22 protein-coding genes and 1 pseudogene are annotated in these 16,243 nt (G+C 45.3%); 3 read left to right on the forward strand and 20 right to left on the reverse strand.

All coding sequences use genetic code 11. The annotated features are described in order from the left end of the window. Positions 1-26: 26 nt before the first annotated feature. The 10 genes from AC6I1H_RS07855 to AC6I1H_RS07900 form a co-directional block, all read right to left on the reverse strand. Positions 27-296 (reverse strand): hypothetical protein, encoded by a 270-nt coding sequence (locus tag AC6I1H_RS07855; protein ID WP_497740398.1) that lies wholly within the window; start codon positions 294-296, stop codon positions 27-29. Further along, complete coding sequence (atpD, locus tag AC6I1H_RS07860; protein ID WP_497740738.1) at positions 286-1,737, reverse strand: F0F1 ATP synthase subunit beta; 1,452 nt, start codon at positions 1,735-1,737, stop codon at positions 286-288. The genes AC6I1H_RS07855 and atpD overlap by 11 nt, the downstream gene beginning before the upstream one ends. Before the next feature lie 136 nt (positions 1,738-1,873). Then, on the reverse strand, positions 1,874-2,689 hold the full coding sequence (gene atpG / locus AC6I1H_RS07865) for an ATP synthase F1 subunit gamma (protein ID WP_497740399.1): 816 nt from the start codon (positions 2,687-2,689) through the stop codon (positions 1,874-1,876). Positions 2,690-2,787: 98 nt separating this feature from the next. Then, positions 2,788-4,383 carry a F0F1 ATP synthase subunit alpha gene (atpA, locus tag AC6I1H_RS07870; RefSeq protein WP_497740400.1) on the reverse strand — a complete coding sequence of 532 codons (1,596 nt, stop codon included), beginning with the start codon at positions 4,381-4,383 and terminating at the stop codon, positions 2,788-2,790. 12 nt (positions 4,384-4,395) lie between these two features. Beyond that, the gene (locus AC6I1H_RS07875) at positions 4,396-4,923 is read right to left on the reverse strand and encodes a F0F1 ATP synthase subunit delta (RefSeq protein ID WP_497740401.1); all 528 of its coding nucleotides are present in this window, start codon (positions 4,921-4,923) and stop codon (positions 4,396-4,398) included. After that, the gene (atpF, locus tag AC6I1H_RS07880) at positions 4,911-5,405 is read right to left on the reverse strand and encodes a F0F1 ATP synthase subunit B (RefSeq protein ID WP_497740402.1); all 495 of its coding nucleotides are present in this window, start codon (positions 5,403-5,405) and stop codon (positions 4,911-4,913) included. Before atpF ends, AC6I1H_RS07875 begins: the two co-directional genes overlap by 13 nt. Positions 5,406-5,420: 15 nt before the next feature. Further along, a complete protein-coding gene (gene atpE / locus AC6I1H_RS07885) occupies positions 5,421-5,687 on the reverse strand; it encodes an ATP synthase F0 subunit C (protein ID WP_497740403.1) in 267 nt (88 codons plus the stop codon). Between the two features lie 34 nt (positions 5,688-5,721). Then, a complete protein-coding gene (atpB, locus tag AC6I1H_RS07890; RefSeq protein ID WP_497740404.1) occupies positions 5,722-6,381 on the reverse strand; it encodes a F0F1 ATP synthase subunit A in 660 nt (219 codons plus the stop codon). Further along, positions 6,360-6,749: an ATP synthase subunit I gene (locus AC6I1H_RS07895; protein WP_497740405.1), complete on the reverse strand. Its 390-nt coding sequence runs from the start codon at positions 6,747-6,749 to the stop codon at positions 6,360-6,362. The genes atpB and AC6I1H_RS07895 overlap by 22 nt, the downstream gene beginning before the upstream one ends. Positions 6,750-6,936: 187 nt before the next feature. Beyond that, positions 6,937-7,410 (reverse strand): nucleotidyltransferase domain-containing protein, encoded by a 474-nt coding sequence (locus tag AC6I1H_RS07900; protein WP_497740406.1) that lies wholly within the window; start codon positions 7,408-7,410, stop codon positions 6,937-6,939. An 85-nt stretch (positions 7,411-7,495) separates the two neighbouring features. On the opposite strand from AC6I1H_RS07900, the gene vapB reads away from it, so the two are divergent. After that, positions 7,496-7,723 carry a type II toxin-antitoxin system antitoxin VapB gene (gene vapB, locus AC6I1H_RS07905; RefSeq protein ID WP_497740407.1) on the forward strand — a complete coding sequence of 76 codons (228 nt, stop codon included), beginning with the start codon at positions 7,496-7,498 and terminating at the stop codon, positions 7,721-7,723. Next, positions 7,724-8,125 (forward strand): type II toxin-antitoxin system tRNA(fMet)-specific endonuclease VapC, encoded by a 402-nt coding sequence (gene vapC, locus AC6I1H_RS07910; RefSeq protein ID WP_497740408.1) that lies wholly within the window; start codon positions 7,724-7,726, stop codon positions 8,123-8,125. On the opposite strand, the pseudogene AC6I1H_RS07915 reads toward vapC, so the two are convergent. From AC6I1H_RS07915 to AC6I1H_RS07930, 4 genes and pseudogenes are all read right to left on the reverse strand, one after another. Next, positions 8,125-8,289, reverse strand: a pseudogene (locus tag AC6I1H_RS07915) (PTS fructose transporter subunit IIBC); the annotation flags it as partial. The gene vapC and the pseudogene AC6I1H_RS07915 overlap by 1 nt on opposite strands. 228 nt (positions 8,290-8,517) lie before the next feature. Then, positions 8,518-9,114: a BREX system Lon protease-like protein BrxL gene (locus tag AC6I1H_RS07920; protein ID WP_497740739.1), complete on the reverse strand. Its 597-nt coding sequence runs from the start codon at positions 9,112-9,114 to the stop codon at positions 8,518-8,520. A gap of 341 nt (positions 9,115-9,455) precedes the next feature. After that, complete coding sequence (locus tag AC6I1H_RS07925; RefSeq protein ID WP_497740409.1) at positions 9,456-9,707, reverse strand: type II toxin-antitoxin system RelE family toxin; 252 nt, start codon at positions 9,705-9,707, stop codon at positions 9,456-9,458. Next, a complete protein-coding gene (locus AC6I1H_RS07930) occupies positions 9,707-9,961 on the reverse strand; it encodes a DUF2281 domain-containing protein (protein WP_497740410.1) in 255 nt (84 codons plus the stop codon). Before AC6I1H_RS07930 ends, AC6I1H_RS07925 begins: the two co-directional genes overlap by 1 nt. Positions 9,962-10,112: 151 nt before the next feature. Here AC6I1H_RS07930 and AC6I1H_RS07935 point away from each other — a divergent pair, with 151 nt between their 5' ends. Further along, positions 10,113-10,490 (forward strand): antitoxin, encoded by a 378-nt coding sequence (locus AC6I1H_RS07935; protein WP_497740411.1) that lies wholly within the window; start codon positions 10,113-10,115, stop codon positions 10,488-10,490. A 40-nt stretch (positions 10,491-10,530) separates the two neighbouring features. Here AC6I1H_RS07935 and AC6I1H_RS07940 read toward each other — a convergent pair whose 3' ends face one another. Genes AC6I1H_RS07940 through AC6I1H_RS07965 form a run of 6 tightly spaced genes read right to left on the reverse strand, consistent with a single transcriptional unit; the run spans position 10,531 to position 16,240 of the window. After that, the gene (locus AC6I1H_RS07940; protein ID WP_497740412.1) at positions 10,531-11,157 is read right to left on the reverse strand and encodes a V-type ATP synthase subunit D; all 627 of its coding nucleotides are present in this window, start codon (positions 11,155-11,157) and stop codon (positions 10,531-10,533) included. 2 nt (positions 11,158-11,159) lie between these two features. Further along, the gene (locus AC6I1H_RS07945) at positions 11,160-12,542 is read right to left on the reverse strand and encodes a V-type ATP synthase subunit B (protein ID WP_497740413.1); all 1,383 of its coding nucleotides are present in this window, start codon (positions 12,540-12,542) and stop codon (positions 11,160-11,162) included. Then, a complete protein-coding gene (locus AC6I1H_RS07950) occupies positions 12,535-14,310 on the reverse strand; it encodes an ATP synthase subunit A (RefSeq protein WP_497740414.1) in 1,776 nt (591 codons plus the stop codon). The genes AC6I1H_RS07945 and AC6I1H_RS07950 overlap by 8 nt, the downstream gene beginning before the upstream one ends. After that, positions 14,307-14,642 (reverse strand): V-type ATP synthase subunit F, encoded by a 336-nt coding sequence (locus tag AC6I1H_RS07955; protein ID WP_497740415.1) that lies wholly within the window; start codon positions 14,640-14,642, stop codon positions 14,307-14,309. Before AC6I1H_RS07955 ends, AC6I1H_RS07950 begins: the two co-directional genes overlap by 4 nt. After that, entirely contained in the window at positions 14,629-15,633 is a 1,005-nt protein-coding gene (locus AC6I1H_RS07960; RefSeq protein WP_497740416.1) for a V-type ATP synthase subunit C, read from the reverse strand. Before AC6I1H_RS07960 ends, AC6I1H_RS07955 begins: the two co-directional genes overlap by 14 nt. A gap of 4 nt (positions 15,634-15,637) precedes the next feature. Then, positions 15,638-16,240: a V-type ATP synthase subunit E gene (locus AC6I1H_RS07965; RefSeq protein ID WP_497740417.1), complete on the reverse strand. Its 603-nt coding sequence runs from the start codon at positions 16,238-16,240 to the stop codon at positions 15,638-15,640. Positions 16,241-16,243: the final 3 nt, after the last annotated feature.

The following is a 16,243-nucleotide window of genomic DNA, read 5'->3' on the forward strand; positions in this document are numbered from 1 at the left end:
ATGAATTATTGCCAAAAAAAACATGATTATGCCCCGTGTTGGTTTTTTTCCTCCGAAAAATCTTCAGTTATCAAAGTCGTTTTTTCAGGCAGGACCTCTATTAATCCAAATCCAGTATTATAGTATTCTTCATGATCTTCAACTTCCACTTTTATTCTGCCGGGTCTTACAGCGGCAATTAGCGGTGCATGTCCGGCAAGAACGGCAAAGTTGCCCTCCACGCCGGGCACCACCATCATTTTTACTTTTTTCACCAACTTTTTCCGGGGTGAATATAATTCCATATCAAATGGCATTCTTTTTCCTCCTCCTGATCTTTTCCGCCTTTTCAAGGGCTTCATCGATGGTTCCCACCATATAAAATGCCGATTCCGGCAGATCATCGCACCTGCCTTCGATAATCTGCGAAAATCCCTCCACGGTATCCGAAAGCTTTACATACCTTCCGGGGGTGCCGGTAAAGGCTTCGGCCACAAAGAAGGGTTGTGTCAAAAACCTCTGGATCTTTCTGGCTCTGGCCACTGTCAACCTGTCATCGTCGGACAATTCATCCATGCCCAGGATGGCGATGATATCCTGCAATTGCCTGTACCTCTGCAGCGTCTCCTGAACTTTTACTGCCACCTCATAATGTTTTTCCCCAACGACCTTGGGGTCAAGAATCCTCGATGTGGAATCCAGTGGGTCCACCGCAGGGTAGAGCCCCATTTCCGCCACCTGCCTGGAAAGCACCGTGGTGGCGTCCAGATGGGCGAAAGTTGTGGCCGGAGCAGGGTCCGTAAGGTCGTCGGCCGGGACATAGACCGCCTGTACCGATGTAATAGAACCTTTTTTTGTAGAAGTGATGCGTTCCTGCAGCATGCCCACATCCACCGAGAGAGTGGGTTGATAGCCCACAGCGGAGGGGATACGGCCCAGCAGGGCTGACACCTCGGAACCCGCCTGGATGTATCTGAATATGTTGTCTATGAAGAGAAGCACATCCTGGCCTTTTTCATCCCTGAAATACTCTGCCATGGTCAGGGCAGTCAGAGCCACCCTCATTCTGGCTCCCGGGGGTTCGTTCATCTGGCCGAATACCAGGGCTGTCTTTTCCAGAACTCCGGAGTTTTTCATCTCGATCCAGAGTTCATTTCCTTCCCTGGTCCTTTCACCCACACCCGCAAAAACCGAATATCCTTTCCTTTCTGTTGCAATATTTCTTATGAGTTCCATGATGAGAACGGTCTTGCCCACTCCGGCGCCGCCGAAAAGCCCGATTTTGCCCCCCCGGGAATAGGGGGCCAACAGGTCCACCACCTTTATGCCGGTTTCGAATATTTCTTCTTGAGTTTCCTGTTCTTCAAAAGAAGGAGCAGGTCGGTGTATGGGCCACCTTTCTTTGACTTCAATACCCTTTATGTCATCGATGGGCTGGCCCAGGACATTGAAAATCCTTCCCAGCACCTCTTCCCCCACCGGAATCTCTATTGGTTTCCCGGTGTTTATTACCTTCATTCCCCTTACCAGGCCGTCGGTGGACGACATGGCTATGCACCTCACGGTGTCATTGCCCAGATGATGCATCACTTCAACAACGACCTTAAGGTGTTTGCCCGCATCCTGATTTCTGGGGCCTTCCTGGGACCTCCCAAGCTCCTCATCCACCACCTCAAGGGCGGTATATATGGCCGGGAGTTCCTCGTCCGGGAATCTTACATCCACCACCGGCCCGATGATGGAAATTACTTCACCCACACTATGTTTTTGCTTCTCTTTTAACGCATTATCGCTGCTCACTTTCTCACTTTCTTTCGGAAATCTCTTTTCTGCCGTTTCCCATCTTCTTTGCCTCGATACAAGCGGAACAGGGGCGGCATGCACAGACTTGCCGTCAATGCAAATAGTTTTCCGCACCACTCACTATTTCTGTTATTTCCCTCGTAATAAAAGCCTTACGTTCCCGATGAAATTTCATATTCAAATCCTCTAGCAGTTCATCGGCGTTTTGGGTGGCATTCTCCATGGCCTTTATCCGAAAAGCCTGCTCGCTGGCATAGGAGTGGAGGTAAAACCCATAAAGGCTCATTTTAACATAAAATTCCAATGTCAGTTTTATGAGTTCTTCCGGTGAAGGTTCAAAGATGTACTGACGTTTTTGTCTTAAATTGTCTTTTTCAGGCGGCAGCAGCTTTGCCACCTTTACCTGCTGTATCGCGGGATTCTTGAAATGAGTGTAAACCGCATACACGCAGCTGTTTTTTTTATATTCCTCCACAGCTCTCCTGGAAATTTCTTCAATGACCTCCGAGGTCAACTCCTTATCAATTCCGTTGTACCACAGCACCGGCTCTATCCCCATGTTCAAAAAAAACTTCCTGGCTTTCTGCCCCACGGTTATTATTCCAGCATTGCCGGTTTTATCTATTTCCCGCAAAGCCGTTTTTAGAATATACGCATTGTATCCTCCCGCCATGCCCCTGTCCCCCGCCATCACGATAAAAAGCGGCGGCCTTTCTTCTGTAGGCTTTAATGAAGCCGGTATCCTGGCAATGATATCCAAAGCCTTATCAAAAAAATCCCCGAAATCTTGAGCCCGGATCTGAGCTCCCTTTATTCTGGCCGAGGAAACCATATACATGGCCCCGGTGATTTTTCGCATGTTTTTTACGGCGGATATCCGCCTTTTTATGTCACGGATGCCAGACATATGATATAAGAGGCCAGAGGTAAGAAGTCGGATGTCAGAATATGATTTCCGACTACCATAGTTCCTCTCGCCGTAACCTCCTTACTCGTAACTTACGCTTAATTTATTCTATCCCCTGTCTTGTCTTTTATGAACTCTGCATTTTCGTCGTCTCTCTGGTGAAGCTCTTCAGGGGATTCCTTTTCACTGGGTTTAAATATCTCCTTGAATTTGGCAATGGCCTTTTTCATCTTTTCTTCCAGTTCATCGTCCAGGGCTTTCTTATGTTTTATCTCTTCCAGCAGTTCTTTTTGCATTGATTTCATGTAATCCAGCATTTCTTTTTCAAACCTTTTAACATCAATCAGAGCCAAATCATCCAGGAATCCGTGGGTCACCGCATAGAGGGCCAGTATTTCGGAAGTAAGGTCCATAGGCTGAAGCTGGTTTTGCTTCAGGATCTCCACGATGCGCTCACCCCGGGCAAGCCTTGACCTGGTCTGGCTGTCCAGTTCAGACCCGAATTGTGCAAAAGCCGCAAGCTCCCTGTACTGGGCCAGGTCCAGCCTAATCCTGCCTGCCACCTGTTTCATTATCTTATACTGAGCCGCACCTCCCACCCTGGATACCGAAAGGCCCGCGTTTATAGCGGGGCGCACTCCGGAGTGGAAAAGTTCCGATTCAAGGTAAATCTGGCCGTCAGTGATGGAAATGACATTGGTGGGAATGTATGCAGATACATCTCCGGCCAGGGTCTCCACTATAGGAAAAGCCGTCATGGAACCTCCCCCGAACTTTTTGGAGAGGCGGGCCGCCCTTTCCAGAAGCCGCGAGTGAAGATAAAAGATATCTCCGGGAAAAGCTTCCCTTCCGGGAGGCCGCCTTAAAAGCAGAGACATGGCCCTGTAAGCAATGGCATGTTTTGAAAGGTCATCATAGACGATCAAAACATCTTTGCCGCTGTACATGAATTCTTCGGCCATGGCGCACCCCGCATAAGGGGCGATGTACTGCAGCGGTGCCAGCTCGCTGGCATTGGCCGCCACAACTATGGTGTAGTCCATGGCACCGTTTTCCCTCAGAATTTCCACCAGTCGGGCCACACTGGAGCTTTTCTGCCCTATGGCCACATATACGCAATAAACTCCTTTGCCCTTTTGATTTATGATAGTGTCTACCGCTATGGCAGTCTTGCCGGTCTGACGATCGCCTATGATTAGTTCCCGTTGCCCTCTTCCAACAGGTATCATGGCATCGATGGCCATTATCCCGGTCTCAAGAGGAGTATTTACAGGCCGCCTCTCTATTATGCCGGGAGCCGGGTATTCTATGGGGCGGGTCATATGGGTTTTTATGGGGCCCAATCCGTCTATGGGGTTTCCCAGAGCGTCAACCACCCGGCCAAGAAGATCTTCTCCCACAGGCACTTCCACTATCCTGCCGGTGAGGTACACCTCATCCCCTTCGCTAATCTCAGTATCGGAACCCAGGAGTACACAGCCTATGGAGTCCTCTTCAAGGTTCAAGGCTATGCCGTGGACGCCATTCTTAAAGACCAGGAGTTCTCCGGCCATAGCCTTTCTTGCGCCGTAAATCCTGGCTATACCGTCACCCACACTCATCACATAACCCAATTCATCCACTTCAAGATGCTTTTCATATCCGCGGATATTGTCTTCTATGACCGAAATTATCTCATCAGGCGCAAGGTCCATATCTACCGCTCCTCACAATATTGCAGCTTTGATGCGATCAAGCTCCGACCTTATGGTACCGTCTATCACCTGAAATCCCATTCTTATCATCATTCCGCCTATGATTTCAGGCTCCAGGATGTTTTCAATAGTAACGTCGGTATCATATAGATTATCAAATTTTTCTTTAATATCCAGCTTTTGTTCCTCAGTCAACGGTACAACCGTATAAACCTTTGCGTACCTCTGCTCTTTATATTTACGGTAAAGATTCGAGTATTCCCTAAAAATTTCCTGCAGAGAATCCTGCCTGTTTTTGTCAATTACAAAGAAAATAAAATTTAACATTTCCTGACTTATTTTTTGAGACAAGCTCTGTCTTACTACATTTTTTTTGGTGTCTCTCGATATCTTGGGGTGTTTTAAAAAATGCCGGAACTTATTGTCAATTTTTATTATATGACATACAAGCCACAGTTCATTTTTAAACTCTTCTATTTTATCCGCCTTTTGAGCGACCGAAAAAAGGGCCTCCGCATAGGGACTGCTTACTGCAGCCATTGTCTTTCATCCATCCTTTCGATGACCCGGTGTATTAGCTCCTGGTGGTCTTTAGGCGAAAGTTTCTCCTCCAAAATTTTTGACGCTATCATTACGGATAATTCAGCCGCTTTTTCCTTAACCTCGGAGAAAGCCTTGCTCTTTTGCCTTTCAATCTCTCGTCGGGCTTCGGCTGTAATGTTCTCGGTTTCGTGTTTTGCCTTTTGCATAAGTTCCTGCCGAAGTGCAGCCGCTTCTTTTCTTGCCTGGATGATAATGGAACGCACTTCGGCATGGGCGTTTTCAAGTTTCGCCTGATAGTCTTTATAAAGTCTTTCCGCCTCAACTTTCCTGCTTTCGGCTTCTTCAAAAAGGGATTTCAATGTTTCCCTGCGTTTCTTTAAAAAATCACCCAGGGGTTTATACAAAAACTTTTTCAAAAAATAAAACAGAACGAGCACATTGATGAGTTGAAATATCATGGTATAAATATTAATCATCATATATACATGCCTTCTTTATAGCAATCTTGCCAGAGGATTAGCAAAAATAAGTATCAACGCGATGATAAGGCAGTATATGGCGCTGGTCTCAGCCACGGCGTCGCCCAGAAGCAAGGTTCTTATAATATCCCCCTGGGCATCGGGCTGTCTTGCCACGGCTTCAGCTGCCTTGCCGGCAGCTATGCCCTGGCCTATACCGGTGCCCAGAGCGCCTATCATTGCAAGTCCAGCGCCAATGGCGGAAAAAGCCAGGATCAAAGCTTTCCCATCGATTGCGGCCATTTTTTTATTCTCCTTTCAAAAGATATATTCTGGTTTAATCAGCGGCCATGGTCACAAAGGTCATGGTGAGCATGATAAAAATGAAAGTTTGAAGCACGCCCGCAAACACATCAAAATAAAAATGCAGGGGCGCAGGGATCAGCACCGGAACTACAGAATATACCAGCCCCATTATTATCATGCCGCCCAGTATATTGCCGAAAAGGCGGAAAGCCATGGAAAAAGGGTTGGCAATCTGACCTATGACATTCAGCGGGGCCATGAAAGGAAGAGGCTCGAAAAATTCCTTGATATACCCGGCTGCACCTTTTCTCTTTAAGCCTTCATACTGGGTAAGCACAAAAGTGATGCCCGCCAGGGTGAGGGTAGTGGACAGGTCTGCCGTAGGTGGTCTAAAGGTTAGTAAACCTATCAGGTTTGCAACAGCTAAAAACATCGCCAGTGTCCCGATATACGGCACAAATCCATCTTTGCCTTCGCCCATTGTAGATTTGATCAGTCCTTCCAGCCCTTCATACAATATTTCCACCACATTTTGAAGTCCTTGCGGTATCCGTTCGAAGTTTTTCCCGGCCACGTATCCGAATATCATCAATCCTGCCATTATCCCCCATGTCACCACTACCGTCTCCGTCACCGGAATATTTATGCCAAATAGAGGCAAAACAAAAACTACCTTCGGGAAGAATTCCACATTTTCCACCTCACACAAATAGTATTTGAATACATCACGAGTTTTATTACCATCAGCCCCAAAACTGATGATATAAAAACATCGAATCCGGCTTTAAGGCATATTATCAGCATGCCCATGATGGCCCCGATTCGTACGAGGTACATGCCGTACATAAAGATGAAAGCGCGGTGTCGCTTCTTTTTTAGCGATTTTACAATGCTCCTGTACAGCAAATAAAAATTTATATTCGAGGCCAGAGACCCCGCCAGAATCCCCAGAGCCCACCGCCCGTCTTTTTCCAGCAGCAGGACAAAAAGCGTTGCCGCCAGTGATATAAAGCTACTTTGCCGGAGCATCCTTTCAAAATCCCTATTCAAACTTTCCATCCCATCCCCTGCGTCCTTCACTAATTAAATAAAAAAATTTTCAGTCTATATTATTATGCCCCGTTATTATTATGCCCCGTTGAAAATCAAAAAAGCCGGCAGGCACTTGATATACCCATCGGCTTTCATTAATAACATTTCTATATACCATTTCCGCTTTTTGTATAACCCTTCCTGTGAAAATTGGTTATGATTGCTTTTTGCATATCCATTCTTTGAGCAGCATAGCCTTTTCAACTCTCCCCATTTTCATATATGCCTCATATTCATATTCGAGATCCAGAACGGGCAGATGCATATCATTGAAACTGATATATTTTTTGTATTTTCTTAAATCCACCGGCTCTTCCCAGACACCATTTATATTTTTTCGTATGTCGCCCATTATTTCGACCTTAATGCCATCAATCTCAAGGCATCCAAAGTGAGAAGATATTTTGCCATCGGAAGACAGGCGTACTTTTGTTTTAATAAAATCTTTGAAGCATTTTTCTATTTGATACGTACCCCGTTCATCGGTTTGAATGTCAATATCATTTGGAGCAAGCGGAATTCCTTGGATGATAAAGGCTGTGCTTCCCGTGATGACCCAGTTTATATTTGTTTCCTTCAACTTATTATATATTTTTTGTAATACGTTTAAGTGTTTTTGTGTAAGCATTATACCACCTAATTATGATAGAGTTGACATAAAAAATACGAAAATATATACTATAGTATATACCGTGTGTATGGAGGGATATTTCATGGATACCGCCAAGATCTTTGAAAACGGCCGGAGTCAAGCCGTCCGGTTGCCTAAAGAATATCGATTTAAGGATAAAGAAGTTTTTATAAAAAAGCTGGATGACATTGTTTTATTAATTCCAAAAGATAATGCATGGAAGATCTTTGAAACAGCTGCGAAATATTTTTCGGATGACTTTATGGACAATAGAAACCAGCCGGAAATTGAAGAGCGAGATGAACTGTAAATGCAATATATGCTGGATACTAATATCTGTATCTACATCATAAAAAAGAAACCTGTCACAGTTTATAAAACCTTAGAAAAACTCAATATTGGGGATGTATGTATATCCGCCATTACGCTGGCGGAACTTGCGTATGGGGTAGAAAAAAGTCAAAACAAAGAAAAAAATAAGCTCGCATTGACAGTTTTTTCTGCTCCCTTTGAGATATTGCCTTTTTCCGATAAAGCCGCCTTCGTTTATGGTCAGATCCGTGCTGAATTGGAAAGAAGAGGGGAAATTATCGGAGCTCATGACATGTTGATTGCCGCCCATGCCCTGTCTGAAAACCTTACTCTGGTAACCAACAATACGAATGAATTTAAAAGAGTTCCCGGCCTTTCCTTGGAAAACTGGGTGGACTAAGCAGAACCTGACATTATGGCGGGAATAACTCTTAACGGATCTGCGACAGCAAAAGGTATGGCACCTTCGGTAATAAAGGACAATCCAAGCACCCGTGCCGCTTTTCCGGCTTCAATTTCGTCTGTCATAAAGCGGTTTCGCCCTATGACAGTTGCCAATGCCATAATAAAAATTATGCAAATAAGGTACAGCCCTGTTCCTTATATTCTTCAATCTTTACCCTTAACTCATCTTCCGTACAAGAAATATACTCCGCAAGACAACATATACACAAAATTCTTTTGATATTACGTCCCAATAGTTTTCTATTAAGCGCAATAATATCTTTATCAAGTTGCGCATTGCAAAAGCTACAATTAGCTATCTTCATTTTTACTCACCCAATTTACTTATTATTCGAGCCCTTTACAAGTAATCTCCGGTATATTCTTACCGCTAAATTCACGATCGATAATACCTAACTGTTTCTTAATTACTTCCCGCATAGATTTTGCGGGATTCAGGCAGTATTCATTAAACTCTAATATATTAACATTCGTTATATCGTTTACATTCGGGAAGAATAATTTTAAAAACCCTGTACACATTCTTTTTATAGCCTCAGTATCTCTGGTGTCAGCTCCTTTAGGTACGTTTAAAATCTCATCAATGATCGCACGATAAATAATTTCGTCCCTCATCAAGTGCATAATCTCAGAAAAATATTCAACATTTAGAGCCCACCCGTTTGCCTTCATGTTCTCTCTCATTCTGGGCACATTCCAGCCTTTTATAAAACCATGAAAACGGTCAATTAAAGCCGATTCATGGAATATCTGAGGAAGGTTTTGGAACATATTTGCTTCAACGTTCATAAGGCTTTCATCTATATTACCGAGCAGCATAAAGCCGGCTTCTCCTATCCCCCTATGGTCTCCAACTCTGAATTCTCCACTTTCCAGATAACCCTTGAGAGCACCCTGGATTTCTTCTTGATTGGGAAAATTTATGCTTTAGTATTATAACAGAAGATGCCATCCATCGGTAAATTTTGTTATAATTTACTTTTCTATGAAATTTATAAAGTAGAAACCTGCAAATAATGAAAACAACAACTCATTTAATAAATTATATAGTTATAAATTAATTTTTATAAAAACAAAAAAATGGTATGCCAGCATCTGACCAAGCACACCAATATTATACCATAATTTTCATAAATTCGCATGAAATCCAGCATGGAACTACTTTTGTTACAGGGATACTTTTTATCTTTTAATGGGGTTTCCGGAGCTTCCTTAAAAATCCGAAGAACAGAGTTTGATTTTTTCTACACTTCCAAAAAGTGTTTTCACCTATACACTTCACGTCTGTGTTTAACGGTTTCCACAATTATCGAGTTGTTATCCCAATCAACATAAAAAATAACTCTCCAATCTCCCACTCGAAGCCTATATCTTGTAGGTTTTCCTTTAAGCATCTTTATCCCTTGTATCTTCGGAAAGTCGTTGAGTCTTAATACTTCATCAATTATCCTTTTTTTAATTAAAGCATCTAATGTTTCTATATCCTTTTCAGCCCTTCTCGTTATTATTATTTCCATTATAGTCCTAGCTCCCTTTTGACTTCTTCAAGGGTCTTTACTCTACCGGCTTTGACATCTTCTTCCGCTTCTTTTAATGCTTCAATTTCCTCTGGAGAAAGTTCCTCATCTTCTTCCGGAACATTTTCTAGAAATTCTTTAAAGGCTCTCTTTCTTTTTTCAATCAAAAATTCGGTATAATTTAAAACCTCTTTTTTATCCTCATCAGGTAACTTTTTTAATAAATCATTAATTTTTTCAATCGGTATGCTCATTTTCACACCTCCTGATGTTATTTTAACATAGATTTTTGAGAAAAGTAAGTTTTTATTTGCGATTATTTGTTACGATTTATTCAATTAAAATTGTATAGCCTCTTGTTTTATAGCTATATTTGTATTACTCTATTTTTAGAGATAAGGTGTTATGAAAAATAGAGCGAAAAATAAATTCATAGCTCTTCGTTGCGATGAAAAATATTATGGTTTAACTGTATCTCAATATTTAAAGATGATGATAATGAAAGATTACCAGACGGTTCAATCCGTGAACTGGAAAAAGGACTACGACGATATTTACTCCAAAGTAAATAAAATCTTTGAAAACGGCCGGAGTCAAGCCGTCCGGTTGCCTAAAGAATATCGATTTAAGGATAAAGAAGTTTTTGTAAAAAAACTGGATGACATTGTTTTATTAATTCCAAAAGATAATGTTTGGAAGGTCTTTGAAACAACTGCGAAATATTGTTCGGATGACTTTATGGATAATAGAAGCCAGCCTGAAATTCAAAAGCGCTGCTATTAAAAAAGCCTGCTTCCATAATTTGTGGAAACAGGCTTTGTCTTTATCCGTTCATCACCATTTCCTTTATCTTCATGAGTCGGGTTATATTGCCGCGCTCGTTTTCGTCCAGCTTCATGGTGATGTATTTTATGGTCTCCTCCAGAGAGGGTATCATGACATACTCCAGTGCGTTGACCCTGCGGCGGGTCTTTTCTATCTCGTCGGCCATGAGCTGGCAGGCTTTCTCTATTTCCGAGAGCTTGAGCATTTTGGGCAGCACACCGGCAAGGATGCCTATGGCGCTGTCCAACTCGCCAGAAGTCTGCGCAAAACCGTAGGAGTATATATTGCCGCTTTCCTCGCTGGATATGTCTATCTTCGGGACATTTACGCTCATGATGTTGGCCTTGGAGACGTTGATGCTCACGCGAGCCGCGGGAATCATAAGGCTTTCCTCCAGCACTTCCTGCGGCATTTGGCTGCGGGCCATTGTGAAGCTTTTGAAGGCACTTTCCAGTTCCCGGTCCACTTCTTCCCGCAGCTCTTTGTTCTTTTTCACCATGTCGATGAACTTTTTTATGAGTTCATCTTGTTTGTCTTTCAAGAGCTTATGGCCCCTTCTGGCTGTCACCAGCTGTTTTTTAAGTCTTGTCAGCTCCATCCGGGTGGGGTTTACCCGCATCAACATATCTATTCTTCTCCTTTTTTAGGAAGGTATTTTTCGATATATTCGTCCCTGATTCGCTTGAGCTCTGGCTTCGGCAGTATTGTCAAAAGTTCCCACCCCAGATTGAGCGTTTCTTCTATGGATCTATCTTCATTTTCACCCTGCGAGACATATCTCTTCTCGAATTCATCCGAAAATTTCGCATAGAGTTTATCCACGTCTGAAAGGGCCGCTTCGCCCAGGATCACTGCCAGTTCCTTGGCCTGCTTGCCCCTGGCGTATGAGGCAAAGAGCTGGTTCATGGTGTCAGCGTGATCTTCCCGGGTCTTACCCCTGCCGATACCCTTGTCCTTCAGACGGGAAAGGGACGGCAGCACATCTATGGGCGGCAGAACTCCCTTCCTGTAAAGCTCACGGCTCAGTATTATCTGGCCCTCGGTGATGTAGCCGGTTAAATCTGGTATGGGGTGAGTCTTATCGTCTTCGGGCATGGTTAGTATCGGTATCTGGGTGATGGAACCTGCCTTTCCGCGGATTCTTCCCGCTCTTTCATATATTGTAGAAAGGTCCGTGTACAGATATCCAGGATAGCCGCGCCGGCCCGGAACTTCCTTGCGGGCTGCGGATACCTCCCGGAGAGCTTCACAGTAGTTTGTCATGTCGGTCAGGATAACCAGAACATGCATATCCTTTTCATAGGCCAGAAACTCGGCACAGGTTAAAGCCATACGCGGCGTGGCTATACGCTCTATGGCCGGGTCGTTGGCAAGGTTAATGAACAGCACGGACCTGTCGATGGCGCCGGTCCTCCTGAAGTCCGATATAAAGTAATCGGCCTCCTCAAAGGTTATACCCATGGCCGCAAATACCACGGCGAATTTGCTTCCCGTTCCCAGAACCTTGGCCTGCCTTGCTATCTGAGCCGCCAGTTGGGCGTGCGGAAGGCCGGAACCGGAGAAAATGGGCAGCTTCTGTCCCCTGACCAGGGTGTTCAGGCCATCGATGGCTGAAATCCCCGTCTGGATAAACTCCGAAGGATAGTCACGGGCGGTGGGGTTTATGGGGCTTCCGTTGATATCCAGTTTCTTTTCCGGAATTATTTTTGGGCCGTTGTCCTTGGGCCTGCCGAAACCGTCAAACACACGGCCCAGCATGTCGCCGGACACTCCGAGCTCTATGCTCTTGCCCAGGAACCTGACCCTGCAGTCATTGATGTTTAGGCCAGTTGAGCCCTCGAACAGCTGCACCAATGCCCTGTCTCCATCGATTTCCAGCACCTGACCGCGGCGGATATCTCCTTCGGAAGTCTCTATTTCCACCAGTTCATTATATTTTACGCCCTCCACATTTTCCACCAGCATGAGAGGGCCGGCTATTTCCCGGGCTGTCTTGTATTCTTTAAGCATTCACTCTCCCTCCTTCCGAAAGAAGCTCCGCAATCTGGGCTTTCAATTCTTTTTCTATCTCATCAAACTTCTCCAGTTCCTTTTCATCAATAAATTTGGCTCTTGCAATTTTTTCCCTGACCGGCAGTTTTTCTATCTCGGAAAAGACCACATCTTCATCTATTGCCCTTTGAGATTCGTGATAGAACAGCAGTATCAATTTAAGCATGCGGTACTGCTTTTTCAGGGAAGTATAGGTGTCTACTTCGTGGAATGCGTTCTGATGCAAGAAATCCTCCCTCATGGATTTCGCTGCCTCCAGTACCAGCCTATCTTTTACGGAAAGGGCGTCTATACCCACCAGCCTCACTATTTCCTGAAGGTTCGCCTCTTCCTGTAAAAGCTTCATGGCTTCGGTTCTTAAATCCCGCCACTCCGGGCTGATGTTTTCATTCATAAACTCTTCCACAGTATCGGAGTACAGCGAGTAGCTGGTGAGCCAGTTTATGGCCGGAAAATGCCTTGCATAGGCCAACTGCGCATCCAGTGCCCAGAACACCTTCACCACCCGCAATGTGGCCTGCGTCACGGGTTCCGAAAGGTCGCCGCCGGGAGGCGACACAGCGCCGACTGCGGTAAGAGCTCCTTGCCGCTCCTGGCTTCCGAGGCATATAACTTTTCCTGCCCTCTCATAAAACTCTGCCAGCCTCCTGGAAAGATATGCAGGATAACCTTCTTCACCGGGCATTTCCTCAAGCCTTCCGGACATCTCGCGGAGGGCTTCCGCCCAACGCGAGGTGGAATCGGCCATAAGTGCCACACTGTATCCCATGTCTCTGAAGTACTCAGCTATTGTTATTCCGGTGTAAATCGACGCTTCCCTTGCCGCCACGGGCATGTTGGATGTGTTGGCAATGAGAACCGTTCTCTTCATGAGTGGCTCCCCGGTCTTCGGGTCTTTCAATTCAGGGAACTCCAGGAGCACGTCAGTCATCTCGTTGCCCCGCTCGCCGCAGCCTATATACACGACTATTTCAGCATCGGCCCACTTGGCCAGCTGGTGCTGAACCACCGTCTTGCCGCTGCCGAAGGGCCCGGGGATGCATGCCGTTCCTCCCTTTGTGACCGGAAAGAAAGTATCTATTACCCTCTGCCCGGTGGACATCGGTTCTTCGGGGGCAAGTTTTTCCTTATAAGGCCTTATCTTTCTTACGGGCCATTTCTGCATCATGGCGATATCTACAATGTCGCCGCTATCGGTCCTTAATTTCGCCACGGTCTCAGTAACGGTAAATTCCCCTTCCCTGATGTCTTCTAGGGTTCCGGACAATCCGGGGGGAATCATGATGCGGTGCTCCACTATGACGGTTTCCTGCACGGTACCTATTATATCTCCGCCCGTGACCCTGTCGCCTTTTCTGGCGGTGGGCTTGAAGGCCCATTTTTTATCGCGGTTTAATGCAGGAACATCTATTCCTCTGGTTATAAAACTGCCGGCTTTGGATTCTATGACATCCAGCGGCCTTTGAATTCCGTCAAATATTCCTTCCAGCATCCCCGGTCCCAGTTCAACGCTGAGGGGCACTCCGGTAGATACGACCGGATCGCCGGGGCCCAGGCCTGAAGTCTCCTCATACACCTGGATGGATAGTTTCTCCCCGTGCACCTCTATAATTTCGCCAATCAGACCCTGTTTGCCCACTTTCACCACGTCGAACATTTTGGCCTCGGGCAATCCCGTTGCCACAACGAGGGGACCGGAAACCTTAACTACAACTCCCTGGCTCATTCCTCTCCCTCTCTTTCAAATAAGATATCCACTCCTATGGCTTTTTCCACAGATTTTTTCACTTCCTGTATTCCAATTCCGAGCGAACCCTTGTTGCTTGGTATGAGCGTTATGGCCGGCAGCATACTGTTTCTGTAATAATCTATTCTTTCCTTCATGTCTTTTGCAAGCTGCTCGGTTAAAAAAATCACAGCATAATTTTGTTTTGCAAGCCGGGTGATTATATTGCCGGCCTCTTTTGAATCCAGTGCGGGAAAGATGTCCACTCCCAGAGACTTGAAAGCCAGGACCGTATCTTTGTCGCCGATTACGCCTATTTTATACGTAGACATCTCTCAACCTCTCCTTTATCATCTCCGAAGAAATGCCGTTTATCTTTCCCACCAGAATCATCCTGAGGATTTTTGTTTCATTCTCCCTGGCCGCAAGATAGCCCACCACTGTCTCGGGGCCGTACGGTTTATAGAGCCCCCGCCTGGCCAGCTTCAGGAGGTAGTCGTCGGCCAGTTTCTCAAATACCGCTGGACTGCCGCTGTTTATCCACGCCGAAATGCCTTCTTCCACAACTTTACGGTATGGAGACGAAGCTAACGCGTCGATTACACCCTGCAGGGGTTCCGCATAAAGCTTCATGAAAGCATCCTTTTTCAAGCTTCCTCCCGGAAGAAGTGATTTCTCCAGCATTCTGGCGTCGGCTTTCATTTGCATGAGCCTTACCATGGTCCTTATATTCGTAAGGTCTACCATTGAAGTAAAGTATTCTTTTAAAAATATCTCTTTCGTGTCTTCCACCAATTCTGCCAGCTCTTCAAACAGCATGCGGTCCAGAAGCAAGTCTATCTGCTGGGAATCCTGGGTTTCTTCGTAAATCTGAACGGCCTGTTTGTAAGCCCTTTTTATTCTCTCCGGGACCGATGCGGTTGCATCTTCAAAAGCCAGTTTTTGAAGCTCTTCCGGCGGCACTTCGCCAAGTATTGAAAAATAATCTCTTCCATCGAGCCCGAGAATTTTATTCTTGATGATTACCTTCAGATTGTGGTAATCGTTCTTCAGCGTAAAAAACCTTACGAAGCGGGAGTCCTTCGTTGAATCGGATATAGTTTTAAAGGTCCTCTTCAAGCTTTTTTCCAGCACCTTTTCAAAATCGTAGACATTCTCCATTTCGGCAATATCGCCGCCGTAACCGGTATCGCCCAGGACCTTCAGGGCTTCTTCCGGTCCTTCGGCTTCCAGCAGCCTGTCTATAGCATTTTTACCGAGGAGTTCGGTCTCCAGGGCTTTTATCCGGGATGATACATATAAGAATTCCAGTTCCCTGCCCATAGCATCACTCCTCGAAAAGCATTTTCGCAATTTCGGTTTCCAGCTCTTCCCTTTGCGCCTTGATGAGAGCATCAAAGGAGCTGTTTATTTCCATATCCCTTGCCTTCAAGATGAATCCGCCTATCACAGGCCGTGAATAGGCAGAAAGCTTAAGGCTGCCGATCTTGCCCTGCTTTTTCAGTTCCTCATTGACTTTGTTCAAAAAATCCTGTGTAATCCTGTTTTTGTCTTTTTCGTTTACGATTATTTCCTCATCTCCGGCGGCTGCTGTTTTTATGAGCATGGCTCGCACAAAATCCAGATAATCATCGACGGGCATATTTTCTAGCTCCTGCCGGGCTTTTTCAAACACCTCGTCGATTACCTGCTGTTTCGCCGCCAGCAGGCGTTTTCGTTCCTCCAGTTCAGCCATTGATAGTATTTTTCTTTTTTCTTCTTCAGCCAGCCTTTCTGCTTTTTGATGAGATTGCCTCTTTATTTCTTCCACCTGTATGGCGGAATCTTTCAATATTTTGTCTGCTTCGGCCCTGGCTTTATCCAGCATATCGCGCTCTTTTTGCAGGGCTTCCTGCATTATCCTTTCTTTTATCTTTTCGATACCCTCCATGCC

The sequence above is a fragment of the Biomaibacter sp. TOL genome (genome assembly GCF_059717795.1).